Annotated in this window: 22 protein-coding genes and 1 other RNA gene; 9 read left to right on the top strand and 14 right to left on the bottom strand. The window is 44.9% G+C overall.

The features are described from left to right. The first annotated feature begins 35 nt into the window (after positions 1 to 35). Positions 36 to 626: an adenylate kinase gene (locus P8X24_RS02350; protein ID WP_372913888.1), complete on the top strand. Its 591-nt coding sequence runs from the start codon at positions 36 to 38 to the stop codon at positions 624 to 626. Further along, positions 619 to 1146: an EMC3/TMCO1 family protein gene (locus P8X24_RS02345; RefSeq protein ID WP_372913887.1), complete on the top strand. Its 528-nt coding sequence runs from the start codon at positions 619 to 621 to the stop codon at positions 1144 to 1146. Before P8X24_RS02350 ends, P8X24_RS02345 begins: the two co-directional genes overlap by 8 nt. On the opposite strand, the gene P8X24_RS02340 is transcribed toward P8X24_RS02345, so the two are convergent. From P8X24_RS02340 to P8X24_RS02320, 5 genes are all read right to left on the bottom strand, one after another. Then, on the bottom strand, positions 1143 to 2270 hold the full coding sequence (locus P8X24_RS02340) for an NAD(P)/FAD-dependent oxidoreductase (RefSeq protein ID WP_372913886.1): 1128 nt from the start codon (positions 2268 to 2270) through the stop codon (positions 1143 to 1145). The genes P8X24_RS02345 and P8X24_RS02340 overlap by 4 nt on opposite strands. Next, the gene (locus P8X24_RS02335) at positions 2267 to 2527 is read right to left on the bottom strand and encodes a (2Fe-2S)-binding protein (RefSeq protein ID WP_372913885.1); all 261 of its coding nucleotides are present in this window, start codon (positions 2525 to 2527) and stop codon (positions 2267 to 2269) included. The genes P8X24_RS02340 and P8X24_RS02335 overlap by 4 nt, the downstream gene beginning before the upstream one ends. After that, a complete protein-coding gene (locus P8X24_RS02330; RefSeq protein ID WP_372913884.1) occupies positions 2524 to 3030 on the bottom strand; it encodes a 4Fe-4S dicluster domain-containing protein in 507 nt (168 codons plus the stop codon). Before P8X24_RS02330 ends, P8X24_RS02335 begins: the two co-directional genes overlap by 4 nt. Continuing rightward, on the bottom strand, positions 3027 to 4454 hold the full coding sequence (locus P8X24_RS02325; RefSeq protein WP_372913883.1) for an FAD-dependent oxidoreductase: 1428 nt from the start codon (positions 4452 to 4454) through the stop codon (positions 3027 to 3029). Before P8X24_RS02325 ends, P8X24_RS02330 begins: the two co-directional genes overlap by 4 nt. Before the next feature lie 74 nt (positions 4455 to 4528). Continuing rightward, entirely contained in the window at positions 4529 to 5089 is a 561-nt protein-coding gene (locus tag P8X24_RS02320; RefSeq protein WP_372913882.1) for a CBS domain-containing protein, read from the bottom strand. 254 nt (positions 5090 to 5343) lie between these two features. Here P8X24_RS02320 and P8X24_RS02315 point away from each other — a divergent pair. Both P8X24_RS02315 and cas4 read left to right on the top strand, forming a co-directional pair. Beyond that, an RNA gene (locus P8X24_RS02315) (C/D box small nucleolar RNA) lies at positions 5344 to 5399 on the top strand. Between the two features lie 18 nt (positions 5400 to 5417). Then, on the top strand, positions 5418 to 6035 hold the full coding sequence (gene cas4 / locus P8X24_RS02310) for a CRISPR-associated protein Cas4 (protein WP_372913881.1): 618 nt from the start codon (positions 5418 to 5420) through the stop codon (positions 6033 to 6035). Here the strand turns inward: cas4 and P8X24_RS02305 are convergent. From P8X24_RS02305 to P8X24_RS02295, 3 genes are read right to left on the bottom strand one after another with little or no spacing between them, the layout of a single operon-like run. After that, entirely contained in the window at positions 6030 to 6524 is a 495-nt protein-coding gene (locus P8X24_RS02305) for a metallophosphoesterase (RefSeq protein ID WP_372913880.1), read from the bottom strand. The two genes, cas4 and P8X24_RS02305, sit on opposite strands and share 6 nt — an antisense overlap. 25 nt (positions 6525 to 6549) lie before the next feature. After that, the gene (locus P8X24_RS02300) at positions 6550 to 6822 is read right to left on the bottom strand and encodes a Gar1/Naf1 family protein (RefSeq protein ID WP_372913879.1); all 273 of its coding nucleotides are present in this window, start codon (positions 6820 to 6822) and stop codon (positions 6550 to 6552) included. 27 nt (positions 6823 to 6849) lie between these two features. Then, positions 6850 to 7455, bottom strand: a complete 606-nt coding sequence (locus tag P8X24_RS02295; protein WP_372913878.1) for an ArsR/SmtB family transcription factor — start codon at positions 7453 to 7455, stop codon at positions 6850 to 6852. 82 nt (positions 7456 to 7537) lie between these two features. On the opposite strand from P8X24_RS02295, the gene P8X24_RS02290 reads away from it, so the two are divergent. Next, complete coding sequence (locus P8X24_RS02290) at positions 7538 to 7804, top strand: hypothetical protein (protein WP_372913877.1); 267 nt, start codon at positions 7538 to 7540, stop codon at positions 7802 to 7804. On the opposite strand, the gene P8X24_RS02285 is transcribed toward P8X24_RS02290, so the two are convergent. Beyond that, positions 7785 to 8438, bottom strand: coding sequence for an HAD family hydrolase (locus P8X24_RS02285; RefSeq protein ID WP_372913876.1), 654 nt, complete (start codon positions 8436 to 8438; stop codon positions 7785 to 7787). The genes P8X24_RS02290 and P8X24_RS02285 overlap by 20 nt on opposite strands. Positions 8439 to 8485: 47 nt before the next feature. Between P8X24_RS02285 and P8X24_RS02280 the strand changes: the two genes are divergently transcribed. From P8X24_RS02280 to P8X24_RS02265, 4 genes are all read left to right on the top strand, one after another. Further along, positions 8486 to 9412: an SDR family oxidoreductase gene (locus P8X24_RS02280; RefSeq protein ID WP_372913875.1), complete on the top strand. Its 927-nt coding sequence runs from the start codon at positions 8486 to 8488 to the stop codon at positions 9410 to 9412. A 46-nt stretch (positions 9413 to 9458) separates the two neighbouring features. After that, positions 9459 to 10157 (top strand): acetate--CoA ligase II subunit beta, encoded by a 699-nt coding sequence (gene acdBI / locus P8X24_RS02275; RefSeq protein WP_372913874.1) that lies wholly within the window; start codon positions 9459 to 9461, stop codon positions 10155 to 10157. 96 nt (positions 10158 to 10253) lie between these two features. Beyond that, on the top strand, positions 10254 to 10586 hold the full coding sequence (locus P8X24_RS02270) for a hypothetical protein (RefSeq protein ID WP_372913873.1): 333 nt from the start codon (positions 10254 to 10256) through the stop codon (positions 10584 to 10586). 144 nt (positions 10587 to 10730) lie between these two features. Beyond that, complete coding sequence (locus P8X24_RS02265) at positions 10731 to 11495, top strand: DUF835 domain-containing protein (protein ID WP_372913872.1); 765 nt, start codon at positions 10731 to 10733, stop codon at positions 11493 to 11495. Here P8X24_RS02265 and P8X24_RS02260 read toward each other — a convergent pair. From P8X24_RS02260 to P8X24_RS02240, 5 genes are all read right to left on the bottom strand, one after another. Next, on the bottom strand, positions 11473 to 12639 hold the full coding sequence (locus P8X24_RS02260) for an MFS transporter (protein WP_372914179.1): 1167 nt from the start codon (positions 12637 to 12639) through the stop codon (positions 11473 to 11475). The genes P8X24_RS02265 and P8X24_RS02260 overlap by 23 nt on opposite strands. A 13-nt stretch (positions 12640 to 12652) precedes the next feature. Continuing rightward, entirely contained in the window at positions 12653 to 13666 is a 1014-nt protein-coding gene (locus tag P8X24_RS02255; protein WP_372913871.1) for a GNAT family N-acetyltransferase, read from the bottom strand. 421 nt (positions 13667 to 14087) lie between these two features. Next, positions 14088 to 15119: an aminopeptidase gene (locus P8X24_RS02250; protein ID WP_372913870.1), complete on the bottom strand. Its 1032-nt coding sequence runs from the start codon at positions 15117 to 15119 to the stop codon at positions 14088 to 14090. Positions 15120 to 15128: 9 nt separating this feature from the next. Then, positions 15129 to 15890 (bottom strand): GNAT family N-acetyltransferase, encoded by a 762-nt coding sequence (locus P8X24_RS02245; RefSeq protein ID WP_372913869.1) that lies wholly within the window; start codon positions 15888 to 15890, stop codon positions 15129 to 15131. Positions 15891 to 15932: 42 nt separating this feature from the next. Beyond that, positions 15933 to 17069, bottom strand: coding sequence for an MFS transporter (locus P8X24_RS02240; RefSeq protein WP_372913868.1), 1137 nt, complete (start codon positions 17067 to 17069; stop codon positions 15933 to 15935). Positions 17070 to 17094: the final 25 nt, after the last annotated feature.

The raw sequence follows: 17094 nt of genomic DNA, 5'->3' as shown, positions 1-17094 counted from the left end.
AAACACTCTTCTGCTTCCTACCTTGGGGGTGCTAAATGTCATTCGTCGTCATAATAACTGGGATCCCTGGGGTGGGTAAGAGCACGATCACTAGGCTTGCACTCCAGAGGACGAGGGCCAAGTTTAGGCTCGTTAATTTTGGTGATTTGATGTTTGAAGAAGCCGTCAAGGCTGGCCTCGTAAAGCATAGGGATGAAATGAGAAAACTACCTCTTTCTGTTCAGAGGGAGCTACAAAAGAAAGTTGCCGAGAAGATAGCTAAGATGGCTAAGAAGGAGCCCATTCTAATAGATACCCATGCGACGATAAAAACTCCCCATGGGTACCTCTTGGGTCTCCCCTACGATGTAATAAGAACACTTAACCCAAACTTCATTGTGATAATTGAGGCAACTCCGGCGGAGATCTTGGGAAGGAGGTTGAGGGACTTGAAAAGAGACAGGGATGTGGAAACTGAGGAGCAAATCCAGAGACACCAAGATTTAAATAGGGCTGCTGCAATAGCCTATGCGATGCATTCAAATGCCCTGATAAAGATTATTGAAAACCACGAAGATAAGGGGCTTGAAGAAGCAGTTAATGAGCTTGTTAAAATACTTGATCTGGCGGTGAAGGAATATGCTTGAGGGAATTTACATAGCTTTGGACGAGCTATTTGGCCCGCTCTTGAGATCGGCTCATCCAATGTGGGTAGTTACGTTATCGGGTGTTATCCTTGGGGCATTCTTTGTCTTTTTGAATTACGTATTCGTTGATCGGGAGAAAATGAAAAGATTACAAAAAATGGCGAAGGAAATTCAGGAAGAGTTTCAAAAGGCTAGAGAATCCGGAGATGAGAAAAAATTGAGGAAAGTTCAGCAAAAACAGTTGGAACTATTGAGGTTACAAAATGAATTAATGAAAGATGCTTTCTTTAAGCCAATGCTTATAAGTTGGCCAATAGTCATAGTGTTCTGGGGTTGGTTGAGGAGGTGGTATACGGAGGTCGCGATAGTTAAGTATCCATTCAACTTCTTTCTGTTTGATATATTCCACAAGATGTACCACTCAGCACTAAAACCTGACGAACTCGGGTACTTCGGCTGGTACTTCCTTACAAGTTACGTGGTTGGTTCAGTGTTGAGAAAAATATTAGATATGGACTAACCTATCTGGAAGGCTGAGCTCCTAAGCTCTCCCCTCTCAAACCTCCATGGGTCGAACCATTCCCAGTCTAACGGCACTTTTGTTCTTCCCTTTACTATCCTCTCAGCTAGTGCTTGAGCAACCGCCGGAGCCATCATGAATCCGTGTCCCGAGAATCCAATCGCCACATAAAAGTTCTCAGTTAATTCTCCGATAGCGGGGTTGTTGTCCGGGGTTCTAGCATAGTGTCCTGCCCACTGCCTTACAACATGGACGTGCCTTAGAGCTGGGACTATCTTAACTGCCCACTTTAGAACCTCCTTAGCGAACTCATAGGTTGGCGATACATCGTCTGGCGAAGATTCGTACTCTAAGGCCGTTCCGCATATAACTCCTCCGTCCTCTCCATCCTGAATTACATAACTGTCGTTCCATGCTGGGGGACAAACAAGGGGTTCTATCTGACCCCTTTCTATTGGTTCGGTTTTCACTAACTGATGCTTGAAGGGTTTTATGGGAACAACGTCCTTCCCTATCATTGCGTTAATTTCCTTTGCCCATGCGTTCGTTGCGTTCACTATAATATCCACCTTGAATTCTCCTCTAGTTGTTTTTATTCTCCATCCTTCCTCTATGTCAATGACCTTTGTGTACTCGTAGAACTTAACTCCAAGCTTTTCTCCTGCCTTTTTGTATGCGTAGAGAGTGTGAAACGGGCTTGCCTTGCCATCCTCAGGATTCCATGCTCCCGCGAGGAATGCATCCGCATTTAGGGGTGGGACTATTTCTTTGGCTTCTTCTGGGGTTATTAGCTTTGTAGGCACGCCAAATTTGTTCTGTAGCTTTATGTTGTTCTTAAATGCTTCAACTTCCTCCTCGCTAGTAGCCAAGAATAGGTAGCCGGTCTGTTGGAACATTATGTTATGTCCTAATTCATCGCTTAGTTGCTTCCATCTCTCTATCGAGTATTTCATCAGCTTTATATTGGCTTCATCAGTGAACTGGGCCCTGATTCCACTTGCACATCTAAAGGTTGAGCCTGAGCCAAAGTACCTCTTCTCGAACACGACAACTTCCTCGCCAAGTTTTGCAAGCTCATAGGCAGTGGCGACCCCTATGATACCTCCCCCAATTATCCCAATCATTTGCCCCCCTCCGTGAGGGCCTCAATCTTCACGGGCCTAACTGGAAATCTCGCGTTAGGTGGCTGTATTTCTTCTGGTTTTTTTCCGGTTTTTTTAGCAAGGATTGAGATAACTATTGGAATACATGTTCTACCCTGACACGGCCCCATGCCTATTCTCAGGAGTCTCCTGAGCTCCTCAAGATCCGTAACCCCCTCATCTATAAGCCTTTCAATTTCCTCAACTGTCACATCGTTACACCTACACACTATCCTCATTCTCTCACCACCTTAACAGCCCTAACCTCCCAGGCAAGCTCTATGGGCACTTCAACTGTTATTATGGGAGTATCACCTCTCGTCTTCTCCCTAGGAACAACTGAAACTACCTTTCCCCTTCCAACTTCCTCTCCAACCCTGTTTAGCAGAACTACCTCTTCGCCGGGCTTTGGAAGTGGCAGGAGTTCATGAGGCATCGTTATCCTTGCCTTGTCTCCTACGTAGTGGATCATGAAGAACGCGAGCCCAGGACAGACTTGGACGCAGAGTGAGCAACCTATGCACTTTTCATAGTCTACTTTGGGGATATCGTTTGGGTGCTCCATTATTACAGCATTAGTTGGGCATATCTCCTTGCACGGGGTGCAGGGGATCTGTTGGGGACACTCTGGAACGGCAACAGGCCTTTTCCTGAGCCTCTCTTCGCTTGGCTTTGGGATTATTGAGAATAGCTCTTCGGGAGTTATATAACCGAACCTTAAATAATTTGGGATCTCGCTCATTGCAATGCCTCCAGAAGCTTTTTAATACCCTCAACAACGTGCCTTCCAAACGGACCGGAGCGGAATTCCTCGAGATCTTTTTGGGCTTTCTCAATCTCCTTAATCCAACTTTTATCTGCTATTCCAAGCCTTAATGCCGCTGCAATCCCGGCTATCTTTCCTTCGAGCATTGCGGTAGTGGCCTCTTCTATGCCTGCAGTGTCTCCTGCAACGAATATTCCCCTGACCGTCGTTTCCATCCATTCATCTCTAACGGCTACGTGCCCTCCAAGCTCTCTAACGTACTTTATCTGGCATCCAGCTTGTTGTAACAACTCTATGCTGGGTCTTAAACCAACTGCGATCGCAATTAGATCGACATCAAACTCTTTTTCTGTTCCTGGGATTGGTTGCCATTTCTCATCGATCTCTGCAACAACTGCCTTCTCAACACTCTCTCTTCCTTCGGCTCTTAGAATTGTGTGCCTAGTTAAAATCGGTACTCCAAGTCTTCTAACCTTTGCAGCGTGCACGAAGTATCCTCCAATCCTGGGCATCGCTTCAACTATTGCCTTGACCTCTACCCCTGCCTGTATGAGCTGGTAGGCTAAAATTAGCCCTACGTTTCCAGCTCCGACTATTAGAGCTTTCTCTCCCGGTTTTATCCCGTATGTGTTCATTAGCGTTTGAATAGCACCAGCTCCATAAATCCCAGGCAGATCATTGTTCTCGAAGGGAATAGTTTTTTCCATAGCCCCCGTGGCGACTATCACGGCCTTTCCATAAAATTCAATGAGCTCCTTTTCCTTTCTAACGCCAACAACGAGCTTTTCATCCCCATTTTGGAATATCCCAACGGCTGAAGTCTCCAGATATACTTCAATGTTTCTCTTTTTTATCTCTTCTTTGAGGATCTCCGCGATCTTTATACCCCTAATACCGGCAAACTGCTCTCTCTTCCCAAAGAACTTATGGGTTTGCTTTACAAGTTGTCCTCCTAACATTGGGTTCTCATCTATAAGGACAACTTTAGCTCCTGCATCGTGAGCATTTATTGCCGCCATTAAACCTGCGGGTCCCCCACCTATTACGATGATATCAGCTTGAACTTTCTTTGCCTTTCCGTCTCCTTCATATCCCATATCCTTGGGTAATACTGGCCTGTTTTCCTCTATTCTCATGCCATCTTCAACAAGGGTTATGCAAGTTCTCACGTTTGGAATTCCATTCACGGTCATTAGACATGAGGAACATTTGCCTATCGCACAGAATAGACCCCTTGGCCTTTTCTTCACCCTAGAATAGTTGAGAGTTTTTATGCCAGCGGCATGAAGTGCCGCTGCTATAGTTTCCCCTTCATAGGCCTTTATCGGTTGTCCCTTATAGTATATCGTGATCTCTCTTCCACGTTTGAAGCTGAGAATAGGATGTTCTTTTATTCTCACAATGCTTCACCTAATTAAAATATTTCACGAGAAACTTATGAAAATTTTTTGATAGAAAGGTTGTGCACCTAAGGTTAGCCCAGCCTAAATATGTCCGAGCGCGTAATTATTCCTATTGGTCTTCCATTCTTTCCCTGCACTATTACCGCAGGGTGCTCCTCTAGGAGGTATTTAATTACCTCTAAATCCTCGTCCTCCGCTACAAGAGGAAATGGCCCCTCCATAATTTCTTCGACGCTTTTGGAGTATATGTCTTCTTCTTCAAGGCTTTTTCTAACGAGGACTCTTTCTGTAACTGATCCTATAACCTTGTCACCATCTATAACGGGAACTTGGGAGATATTGTACTTCTTCATTAGCTTTACGACTTTCTCCACTTTATCCCTTGGCGTGACGTAGATTATTGGAGATGACATTATCCTCTTTGCCGTTACCTTTGCTTTCTGACATTCAATGAGGGCTCTAAGGATTCTATTAAATGTTGAAAGCCTTGGATCAACTTTCCCTGCTTCAAGCTTTGCTATGTACGCCTGGGTTACCCCAGCCTTTCTTGCCAGCTCTTCTTGGGTTATGCCTAGCTCTTTCCTAATCTTCTTGATATCCCTGGGATCTATTGGTCTGGGTATTATCACCATGCAATAACCTCCGGTTATTATTCGAAAAGAGAATATTAAATTTTTGCTGTGGGCCGGCAACAGAGACCCAGCGGTCATTGATCCCGCGGGCGGATGCACCGGCCCTGTGGGCTCGGCGTGAGCACACCCCGCTCATCGAACCCGAAACCTTGCGGGGGCGGGTGGACCGAGCCCTTGCGAGGGAATTGTACCCTCGCTGTCGGCAGTGGGTTATTCAATAAAGTTCTTAAAAACCCTTACGGTAGTAATCCTTGGCGGATGACGAGCCTTGCCCAGCCTGAGCTGTGATGATGTCGGTATTAGCTGACGCCTCTTTGGAGGGAGCTCAATGATAGAATTCTACGCCAGTGAAGCTCTAATATGTCCTCGGAGGGTCTGGTTCAGACTAAAGGGATTTCCGGAGAGATGGCCCGAGATTGCCAAGCCAAGGCTTGAGAAAGGAGTCAGAACCCATGAGGTTCTAGGAAAGGTACTTGAAGAGAGGTTTGGATTTGAACTTGAGAAGGAGATTATCTTGAGGTTTCCAAGGTTGGGATTCGAAATCCACGGTAGAATGGATGCCTATAAAGAGTTCCCCATCGAGATAAAGGGAAAGTCTTTCTTACCAAGGTTTCCCCTTGAGTATCATCTCGCCCAATTAAACGTATATCTCAGGTGGAGTGAGGCTGAATATGGCTACCTCTACTATCTTAAGCTTCACGACGATCCAGTTAAAATTGTGAACGGACTTAACTTCGACAATTTCCCCAGGATAAATGGAAAGAACTTCAAGATGTTCGAGGTTCCTTATGATCCTACACTGTTCAAGGAGACGGTGAAGTTCTTCTATGAGATTAGACTCTACTTAGATGAGGATGAGGTACCTCCAGGAACGAAAGGATCCCACTGCAAGTTCTGTCCTTACAATTATATATGCTTCTCTCATCAGCTTGACGAGTTCTTATAATGTCCAAACATTGTAAAACTTCACATCTACATCATCCTTACTCAGGTTGAGAATTGCAAAACTTGGCTCGCTGAACCTTGGTAAGGTAGGAGATCCCGGGTTAAGGAGAGTAACCCTCTTCTTCATGTAAGAAAATTCATTATAGTAGGGCTTGTGAGTGTGTCCAAATATCAGAATATCTGCCCCTACTTCAAGGGCTTTGTAAACTAAGTTCTGAGAACTTAATGAGAGAAATTGGTGTCCATGAATGATTAAGATATTCCAGTCGAACACCTTCAAGACTTCTTCCTCTGGTAGTTTAAAAGAATCAGCATTTCCTTTTACGGCTATCACCGGGGCTATTTCTTCGAGCATCTCGATCAGAGCCTTATCCTGCACATCTCCAGCGTGGATTATATACTTAACACCCTTTTTCTTAAAAAAGTCCTTAATCTTGTCAGGAAAATAAGCCTTAGGGAAGTGAGTATCACTAATCACACCTATCAACATCGGCGAGGTCCCCTCTCATCACAGTTCAGAACTTTTTCTTTTTCCTCATTTGTTTCTTCTCTCTCCTCTTCTTCCTAGTGTCGATATAGAGTACCTCACCAACGTACTTTTCGGGATCTTTAACTTTTGGCTTGATGGCTACGTATGGGGCTTTAATCGGCCCAAAAACATCCTTAACTATCCCAACGAATCTCAAGTTCTTGTCAATAACCTTATCATTGAGTGAGGGCACCCAGCTTGTCCTCACTATCAGGAATCCCTGCTTTGCATAATGGGAAACTTTTCCTAGCCTCTTCATATCAACATCAACCTACAGCTTTGGCATTTAAAGGTTTTCTATGAACTTCTCCTTGATCCTCCGAGCGTACGCTGGAGGTAATACCCTCTCAATCTCTTTAAATATCTCCTCCATCATAGTCCTGTTCTCTTCTGAAATTCTTTTCATAACGTTCTCGATGTACGTTTCTACTAACATCTTTACTTCCTCAAGCTCTCTCTTCTCCTCTATGATCTCCCTTATCCTCTCATCTAGCTCATGTAGGAACTCTGCGAGCTCTTTCATTTTAATGTCAATGGGCTCTTGAGACTTTATTAGTTCTCTTGCCTGTTCGTACTCTGGACTTTTTCTTATGTCCTTAGGCTCGTACATTTCTGAACCGAAGAGCGTTGGAGTTAGTAGTATTTCTAATCTCAGTCCTTTCTTTATCATGTAATATTTCCTGGGCCTTCCCCTGGGTATCTTCTCGATTCTACTCTCAACTAGGCCCGCCTCCTCCAGTATTCTTAGATGTTCAAGCACGGCCTTTTGACCAACGCCAAGTTCTTGGCTGAGTTCGCTAACGAAATAGGGTCTCTTAGTTAGCAGGAATAGTATTCTCCTTCTAGTCTCATTCCCTAGGACATTAAGCAATTTTCCCAACTCTTCACTCATAATCATCACCTCTCGCTCACTCTATTTTATCTAACAGAATGTTAGGAAAAACTATTTTAAATATTTTCCCAAATTTACAAGTATGAAGGTTAAAGATGTCCTTGAATTGCTTGATCAGGCTGAAGCTAACGTCAGGATGGCAATAGTTGCTTATCAAGCTAGAATTTTTGAGAGCCCCTATACATCTTGGGAGTTCATGCAGAAGTCTCTCGAACTGCATGATATACTTGATGAACTCAAAGCTCTCCGGAGAAAGCTTGAAGATATGGATCCTGAGGGGGAGTTTGGAGATGAAAAAGTAGTAAAAACTCTTATCAAGCTGACAAACCTCAGAAGTCACGCTCTATGAGATCAAGAAGTTCATTGAGGCTCGTTATATAATAATCAGCACCCTCAACCCTCTTCTCCCTTACTATTTGGACGACTCTTATCCCAGCATTTTTTCCGGCCTTAACATCGAGTTCGCTGTCTCCCACGAGCACAGTTTCCTCTCTTTTGGTTCTCAAGATGTTCATAGCCTTTTCAATAAGGTAAGGATTTGGCTTGACACCATCTAGATAGGAATAGTCCTTGCCTAGAACGACATCGAAGTAATTTAGGAGACCAAAGGCCCTAAGAACAAGCTCTGTATTATCCTGGGATGCGTTGCTAACAGCAGCCAGCTTTATGCCCTTAGCCTTGAGCTTTTTGATGACATCGACATCGGGATAAACATGTATCCTTCCCTCCCTTAGCAGTTTCTCTCTGTATTGCCGGTTCGCTCTGTCCATGGCCTTCCAGAACATCACATGATCTATACCAAAATTTTCAACGTAACTCCTTGGTAGCTCTCCTTTTGCCATCTTCCTAAAGGTTTCCCAATTAATGACAACTCCAAGCTCCTTCATTGCCGGAATTGCAACTTTCTCGTACCACTCCTTTAGTGAATAACCTTCATAATAGACAAGAGTCTCATCGACATCAAAAATTATAGCCTTGATCATTCTTCTCCCCGAAACCATTTTATTTAAACTCCTTAAAATCCTTCTACATGAAAAACAAGCTTATTGTTGTTACGGGAGGAGCAGGCTTCATAGGTTCGCACATAGCAGAAGCTTTGGCAGAAGGCAATGATGTCATCGTCATAGACAACCTCTACTCCGGGAAACTTGAAAACGTGCCGGAAAACGTGAAGTTCATAAATGCCGATGTAAGGGACTTTGAAGCGATATCCGATATAGTGAGGGAAGCTGACTATGTATTTCATGAAGCAGCTCAAATAAGCGTCGATGAGAGCGTTAGGAACCCCGTTTTTACTGAAGAAGTGAATGTTATTGGAACGTTAAACGTGCTGATGGCCCTTACTGAAGGCAATGGGAAGCTGATATTTGCGTCATCCGCTGCCGTTTATGGGGATAACCCTAACCTCCCTCTTAAGGAGAGTGAAGCACCGTCCCCAATCTCTCCATATGGCGTGACGAAGCTCGCAGGCGAACACTACTGTAGGGTATTTTATGAAATATACGGCGTTCCTACCGTTGTCCTCAGGTACTTCAACGTCTACGGTCCAAGGCAAAGCTCCGCATATGCGGGTGTAATAAGTATATTTATGAGAAATGCAATAAAGAACGAGCCCCTAACGATCTTTGGTGATGGAAAGCAGACTAGGGACTTTATTTATGTCAAAGACGTTGTTGAAGCCAACTTGCTGGTTGCTAAAAAGAAGAGGGCTGAAGGAGAGGTATTTAACGTTGCCACAGGTAAAGAGACAAGCGTGCTTGAGCTGGCCCTAAAGATAATAGACCTCAGTGGGGCATCCTCCTCAGTAGTCTTTGCACCTCCGAGGCCTGGAGATATAAGGAGGAGCGTTGCGGATATAAGCAAGCTGAGAAAGCTGGGATTTTCTCCCAAGTATAGCTTAGAAGAGGGCCTAAAAGAGACGTTTGAGTGGTTCAAAAATGAATGGAAATACTTTTAACCACTGGAAAATATTGGTAAACGTCAAGATTACAGGGGTGATTTAAATGGACAGGATCGCGAAGGCTAGGGAAATTATTGAGAAAGCAAAGGCTGAGAACAGGCCACTTGTTGAGCCAGAAGCAAAGGAGATTCTCAAGCTTTACGGAATTCCAGTTCCTGAGTTCAAGGTAGCAAGGAACGAAGACGAAGCAGTTCAATTTGCAAGGGAAATAGGATATCCCGTTGTCATGAAGATAGTCTCCCCCCAGATAATCCATAAGAGTGACGCTGGCGGTGTTAAGATAAACATAAAGAACGATGAAGAAGCAAGGGAAGCCTTCAGAACGATAATGCAAAATGCAAAGAACTACAAGCCAGACGCTGACCTCTGGGGTGTCATAATCTACAGGATGCTTCCGCTTGGGAAGGAGGTCATCGTTGGAATGATCAGGGATCCCCAGTTTGGACCCGCGGTCATGTTCGGTCTTGGTGGAATATTCGTCGAGATCCTCAAGGACGTAAGCTTTAGGGTCGCTCCCGTCAGCAAGGATGAGGCACTTGACATGATCAGGGAGATCAAGGCTTATCCAATCCTCGCCGGTGCAAGAGGTGAGAAGCCCGTTAATATCGAGGCATTGGCCGACATAATCGTTAAGGTTGGCGAGTTGGCTCTTGAGCTTCCCGAGATTAAGGAGATTGACATAAACCCAATCTTCGCATATGAGGATTCGGCAGTTGCCGTAGATGCCAGGATGATACTTTGACTTTTCTTATCATTTCTCTGCCTATCTTGGAGAAAAGCTTAAAAGAAAGGTTCTCATACAATCTATTGAAAACTGGCAAGGAGGTATAGAGCGCCGATGGAGGAGGAAGAATCTAATAGTTTTTGGACAAAATTGTTTAAGAAGAACCACGAGCAGATTCTTGAGCAGGAAATAACCGAAGATGCTTATAAAGAGTTAAGATCTCTTTTAATGAGGGCTAAGCCTGAGATAAAGGGGAGTGATTTGATAGTTCACCTTCCACGTGCTGATATAATTCTAAAACCAGGAAAGTTGCTTGTTAAGGCGAGAACCAAAAAGGAGGCCGAGAAAGTTTTAAGAAATATCCATCATTACTCACAACCCCCAGGCCTCTGGCCTGCGTATGGTCTCACATATTCGATAAGAAAGGAAAAAGGTCGAATATCTTAACTTTCCTTTCCAAGCCTTCTCTAAGATTTTTCTCACAAATTGTTACGAAATAGAATAGAAAAATATTAAAGCATTGCATATTATTGGACAACAAAGTAAGGCCATAGTTAATTAAGTTACATCCAGTTATGGAGGTGAATCATTTTGGATCTAACTTTAGTATATTCACTGATGATAACTATTTCCCTACTGTATCTGCTCATGTTTTTCATCCAAAGAATAAATAGGTATTCTGGAAAGGCAAGGAAGGCTGTAATTGGACTTACGGGTTTTCTGACATCAGCTGTTATCGTGAGAGCTGTGGAGATGTTTGAGAAACTAACGAAAGGGGAAGAAATAGGATCAGTGATCTATGTCATATATTCCTTTGCGATCCTTGGTTTGATGATAATGGTAACTTGGTACGTTAGGTTCCTAGAAGAAGAGTACCTCTTCATTATTCAGTCTCAAAAGAAAGCTAGTGAGAACGGCGGAGGGGAGAAGCTTATAGGAGCCTACATAATCTCGGGAGCAAGGTCGAGAATCGTTGATCTGATAAACATGATAAAAGAACTCAATGCCCCAATTCTCATTTTTACTCGTTCTCCAGACTTTTACAAAGATTTAGGAGAAAATGTTAGAGTTGTATGGATAACACAAGCTTCTGAGGAAGGTATTGCACCGACGAAGTTACATGTGATCCAGGAATACGCTATAAGGTTCGCAAAAGAAAACAGCTATGCCGTGATAATAATTGATTGCCTTGAGTATCTGTTGATATACAACGAATTCCCGAGCGTGTTCAAGTTCCTTGTAAATCTCAAAGATCATCTCTTAATGCTTAATTCGGCACTTGTCTTGGCCGTGGATGAGAAGGCCCTTGAGCCGAGGCAGTACACCCTGCTCCTCAACGAGTTCGAGCCACTCTGAGTATAAGGAAGAGGATCGCCATGACTACGAAGGTAATTAAACTTACGCCATAAGGAAGGGTTGGATGTATTGTGGCTAGTCCCCCAGCTATGAGAGGTGCAAACAGGGAGATAATTCGGTTGTAGCTCGAAATTGCAGCATGGAACTCACTTACTCTATCCTTTGGGATTAGGGAGAACTTCCATGCCCTGTAGAATGGGAACCATATCGCGCTCCCCAAGGCCTCGAGCATGTAAGCAACGATGGCAAGCCAGAAGGGAGGGGATAGGGCCATTATGAGTGCGTACAGGGCTGAGATGAACATGCCCAGGGACATTGCAATGAAACCCCTTTCCTTTGGGAACTTCTCACTAAGGTAAGTCCCCAGGATCATTGCTATGCTGTTCGCACACTCTATCAGGGTAACCTCAAAGATTGTCTTGTGTAACGTGAAGACAACGTAGTTTATCAAGACAAAGGTGGGGGCAAGGGCCCAAGATAGGGTAAACAGGGCTTCAAAAAGCAATAGTAGCTTAAACTCCCCAACCCTGAACTTAAATCCTTCCGGCTGTATTCTCTCCTCCCTTCCTACTGAGGGCAGGAAGAGATGGATGTAGAGGATCGTTGGGATTGAAAGTAGGCCGAAGATCATGAAGGCCATTCGATAGTATTCAGGCTTAAAGAATACGTATCCAAAGATGTAACCCAGGATTGGATAGGAGATTAACCTGCTGATTTCCGGTATCCTCAGGTGCCACGCGAATATTTCCTCATATTTATCTTCCGGATATATTATCTGCTCGTACGCCCTGTAAAGTGGGTATAGGATAGTTGACACTTTTTCTATTAGCCTGCCGAGGAAGAGCATTATTGAAGCATAAGCTCCTTGGGCTAGGCCGTAAAATATGTAAGCTATCCCATCGAGGGCATCTATCACCATTAATCCTTTCTTGATGTCCCACCTATTGAATGCCCGGCCTATGATGTACGTCGCTGGGATTAGGGCTACGTTGACCAGAGTGAAGAGCACTCCAACGTCGAGAACGCTGTAGCCCGTGAGCATCATGTAGAGGGGAAGGAGTAGCCAAGCGATCAATTGGGGCTCTATGAGTGCATGATATATCATGTACGCCTTAGCACCCTTGGGTATTTCACTCCAGCGCATTGTGAAGGCTTTTTCATACATCCGGTTTATAAGCTTTATATTTGTTTATTAGTCCTTCAATTTTCTCTTTCAAATCCTTAGGAAGAGGCTGTTTAAGATATTTTCCTAGGTCTTTAAGTCTCTTTTTCCTCCACTCTTCATTAGCCACCTTCAGTTCGGCTTCCATAGCTTTTAAATGGCATTCATATACTATCCATGGGTTATTAATTATTACCTCCCTACTAATCTTTAGTCCCCTCTCCTTTAGACACTTTATCTCCTCAATTTCATGAAGAAGGAGATATCGGTTTGAGAGTATCTCCTTAGGGGTGTACCTATCTTTTTCAATGGTCTCGGCATTTAAATAAAGCCATAGCTCCCTTGGAGTTATTGGTGTATCAAATTCCTTAAGTACTCTTTCGCACTCCTCTAATCCATAGAGCCACTCCTTTAAGCCCCTGCTGACGATTGATATAAACTCTTCCTTGGTTCCTCCCTTGGAGTAGAAATCCTCTAGTAAATCTAGGAATTCAAGTTCTTCCCTTGTATACTTCTCCCTGTTCCACTTGAATATCTTGAACTCCTCCCCCAGGATCTCTATTGTCCTGAGAGGAACTTTTTCATCGCTGAGATCTTTCATTAATTCTATCGTGTTCACTATCCTATATCCCATCTTTTTCCAAAACGCAATGGCATCTTTATCCTGGGGGAGGACGTAGAGGTAAAGTGCGTCATCGTGCTTTTTAACTTCTTCCTCAGCTCGTTTCACTAATGCCTTTCCTATCCCTTGTCCTCGGAATTTTGGCTTTACGAAGAGCTCTTCAATCCAGTAGCAGCCTTCTCTGGAAGATAACCTTATAAATCCAGCAGGTTCGTCCTTGTACGCTATGAATATTAGGTCTCCCCTCTCGAAGTATTCTTTCGCCTCCCTCTTTAACTCCCCCTCATTAAAGCCCCATCCCTGCTTTCCCCGGAGCTCGCGGAAGAATTCAACGTAGAGATCCTGAAAATCTGAGAGATTTTCTCTGGTCACTTGGAATATCTTCATGAGCCTCACCTCCGAATAGGTGTGTCCTGATGCATTAAATCATTTTTCATTTTTTCCCATATTTTGGGAAAATAAGGTACCAAATATAAGAAAAAGTGAAACCTTAAATTTCCTGTAGAAAAAATAGAGAAGTTCATAGAATAACCATCTTTCCTTTTCCTTCATTTTGGTGTAAATAAGCATAAGTTTTCCCGTCCCGGATAGGGCCTATCTTGGTGATTCTCACAAAGCTCCTCCAATATCTACTGAACTCCGGCCTCAGGAAGAGCTCCTCTATCCAGAAACAGCTCTCGCGCGAGGAGAGCCATGTTCTTCTTGAAGCAGCTCCCTTTCGTAGGAAAGGGAGATGGTTGAAGTAGGCCTCGGTCTCTCTTCTATAACTGTGGCAGGTATCATCTTGCTAACGTGGCCCGTTCTTTTATTACTCCTGTTCCTTTATTACTCCTCTTTCCATCAACATCTTCCCGTCTACGAGCACTGTCGGCTCCAGCAGGATGAAATCAATGTGTATCTCTGACTCGTTTGCTCCCCCGAGGTGCAGGTTGTGGCCCACCGCCACGTGCACCGTCCCGAGGGCCTTTTCGTCGAAGATCCTGAGGCTGAGAGGTCTAACTCCGGGATTCAGCCCGATTCCGAACTCCGCTATCACATTGCCCCCCGGAGTTTTAAGCCTATCCCTGAGCTCGCTTGCTCTTTTACCACTCACCGAGACGACCCTGCCGGCGCGAAACTCCAGCTCAAGGCCATCGTGTGGAAGTACGAGCCTCCCGAAGGCGGAGCTCTCTACTGGTGCGATGTAGACCTCTCCTGCTGGAATTTCCACTTCACACTCCCTCCGCTCCAGCCGGCAGTCGCGGAGAGTCCCGTCCTCAAGGCCTGGCTCCCTTCCCTCGATGCTGAACCTAAGCCGCGTGCCGTTTCCGTCTGTTATGAGAACTTCCTTCGCTCCGCTGAGCCACCCCATGAGCTTAATCCCGAGCTGGCGCATCTGGGCGTAGTCCACGCTTACCGCGGAGGCGAACTCGCAGAGGTACTCATCAGGGTCTATCCCATTCTCCTCAAGCCACATTGGTGATGGGAGGTTCACGAGGAGTGTGGGAACCTTCTCCTCCTGCAGGAGGCTGTAGACGGCGTCCCAGAAGGAAAACACTCTTCTCCGAACCTTTTCGGGAAGATTATCAACGGCCGTGTACTGGGAGAGCCATACCACGACGTCAGCCCTCTTGATTATTGCTTCGAGACCCTTTGGGGGCCTTTCAGGAAAATCGCTTATCAGGGAGTCGTCGAAGCTCCATACGAGAGGGAACGCGCCGATACGCATGGTCTCCTCCGCTAACAGGCCGGCAAAGTCTCTGTTGTGCATCCCGTGGATTATCAGCACCGTTTCGTCTTTTCCAACGAGCGCAGAGTCTCGGATTATGCGCCTCGCAGCACTTCTGAGCCTATCATCCATTCCAAACACCTAAACAAGCTTTTCCTGAACACCAGAACGTCTGGCTCCTTCTATCAGTTCTCCCTTATCCTTGGGTAGCATGATATCAATGCTGTCGTAGCCAATTTTCTCAGTCTCAAAGCTTATGGCGGGGAGGAGTGATTCAATAGCTTCGAGAGAAAGCTCGAAAGGTGTAAAAGTGGGCTCATTCATATTCGTCGGCGGATACAAAAACTTGAGGCCGTGGTACTTTCTAATCACGGCCTTTCTGTTCAGCCATTTCCTGCTCTCCCTACAGTTGTGCAGGAACATCCAGCTATATGGTATGTCCAGCTCATCAGAGGGATCTATTTTGGTTTTCTCTGGGATATCATCATGAATGAGGATCTTTTGGATATAGTAGAAGCGGGCAACTACTTTAAATCCATCTTTCTTGGCCATTGCAATGCTTTCCTTGTTTAGAAAGCACGTAGAGAACTCTAAAGCTTCAATTTTTCCTTCTGTTGCAAGCTTTTCGCCAAGCTCAAGCATGAAGTTATGAAGCTCTCTCCCATACCCCCTGCCCCTGTAGTTAGGGTGGACTCTTAGACCCTCAAGCCAACCAACCCTTTCAGGCAGAAAGGTAAGCTTGGCCGTTCCTATTACTCTTCCATTAAGCTCCAAAACATAGAAGTGTTCATCTTTGAGCCACTTCTCGAAGACTCTAGCTAGGTAGTCTTCACCGTTCCACGTTAGTCTTGCAGTTTCCTCGACAAATGGTCTATCTCTGGGTGTAGCCTTCCTTACCAACATAATACCCCCATAGTGATTTGGAGATCCTGTATAAAAGGTGAGCTATTTAATTATCCTATACATCCAGATTCCTGAAGCTATAGCTAAGGCTCCGAGGCTTAGTGATAGAACTTCCTGGGGAACTCCTCCCTCTATAAGCCACGCCACCAAAATTTGTGAGATCGGAATTATTAGGGTTGCAATGGCATCAAAAATCCCCCTAATTGTTCCAAGCTTTTCGAGCGGAACGTACTTCTGCATTATGCTGTCGAGTGAAACGTTTAACATCTCTCCTCCCAGCCCCAGGATGAACACGGAAAGCGACAAAACCGCTAACATTGGAAAGCCGAGCATTGCCAAGGCTAAACTTTGAAGCACAACCCCGAGCAGGAGAGGCCTACTTACTCCTACACTTCTCCTGTGAGTTATATATGCTAACGCGGACACTCCAATTAGACTGCCAAGGGTTGTTACAGATTTTAGCACTCCATACAGTAGCTCTCCCTCTTTAATCCTTCTTAGGTTGGAGAATATGAATATTCTAGCGGATCCAAGCGCGAAGTTAAACACTAGAACTGCAGTGAGGATTCCAAAGACGAGCTTCCTATTAAATTTCACGGTTTCATGGCTTTCAGCTTCCCTCTTACCCACTTCAAGGTTGAGGAAGGGTATCAATGAGAGCGCACCGATCGTGAGGAGCAGGGAGTCAATTGCCATGGCCTTTATCCCGAGCTTTAGGGAGAGAAAGCCTGCGAGTGGAAAGGCTATTAACGACGTTATATTTCCAACGGTGGCCAGCGTTGAGTTGAGCCTTTGGAGTTCCTCCTCCCTTAAGGTCATCGACGCTATCAAGGAAAGCCCATAATAGCGGTGGAGGATGTCCAGGGCAGAAATTCCAGATATTATCAGGTAGAAGGCAATTAGATTTGATGATAGTGGAATTATAGCTAGGGCGAGTGCTCCTTGAAGGAGAAGGGCCAAGAATGCAACCTTAACCTTTCTCTTGGTTTTATCGAGGGTTCTCCCCAAGATTGGTGGAAGGATAACCCAGGGAAGATGCGAGAACAGTGCAAAGCCTCCTATGCTCAGGAGAGAATTTGTCCTGTTTAATAGACTCCAAGGTAGGGCAACGCTTTCTATGGCATCACCCACAATCCTCAGGGCTGAGGTTAGGAGGTGCAACTCGTAAAGCTTTTTCATATGCACGGGAATGAATTAACGGGAG

Origin of the sequence: Pyrococcus kukulkanii (assembly GCF_041647995.1) — an archaeon.
Classification (GTDB): Archaea; Methanobacteriota_B; Thermococci; order Thermococcales; family Thermococcaceae; genus Pyrococcus.
The sequence above is the reverse complement of the archived record's forward strand: the minus strand, read 5'-3'. Positions and strand labels throughout refer to the sequence as shown.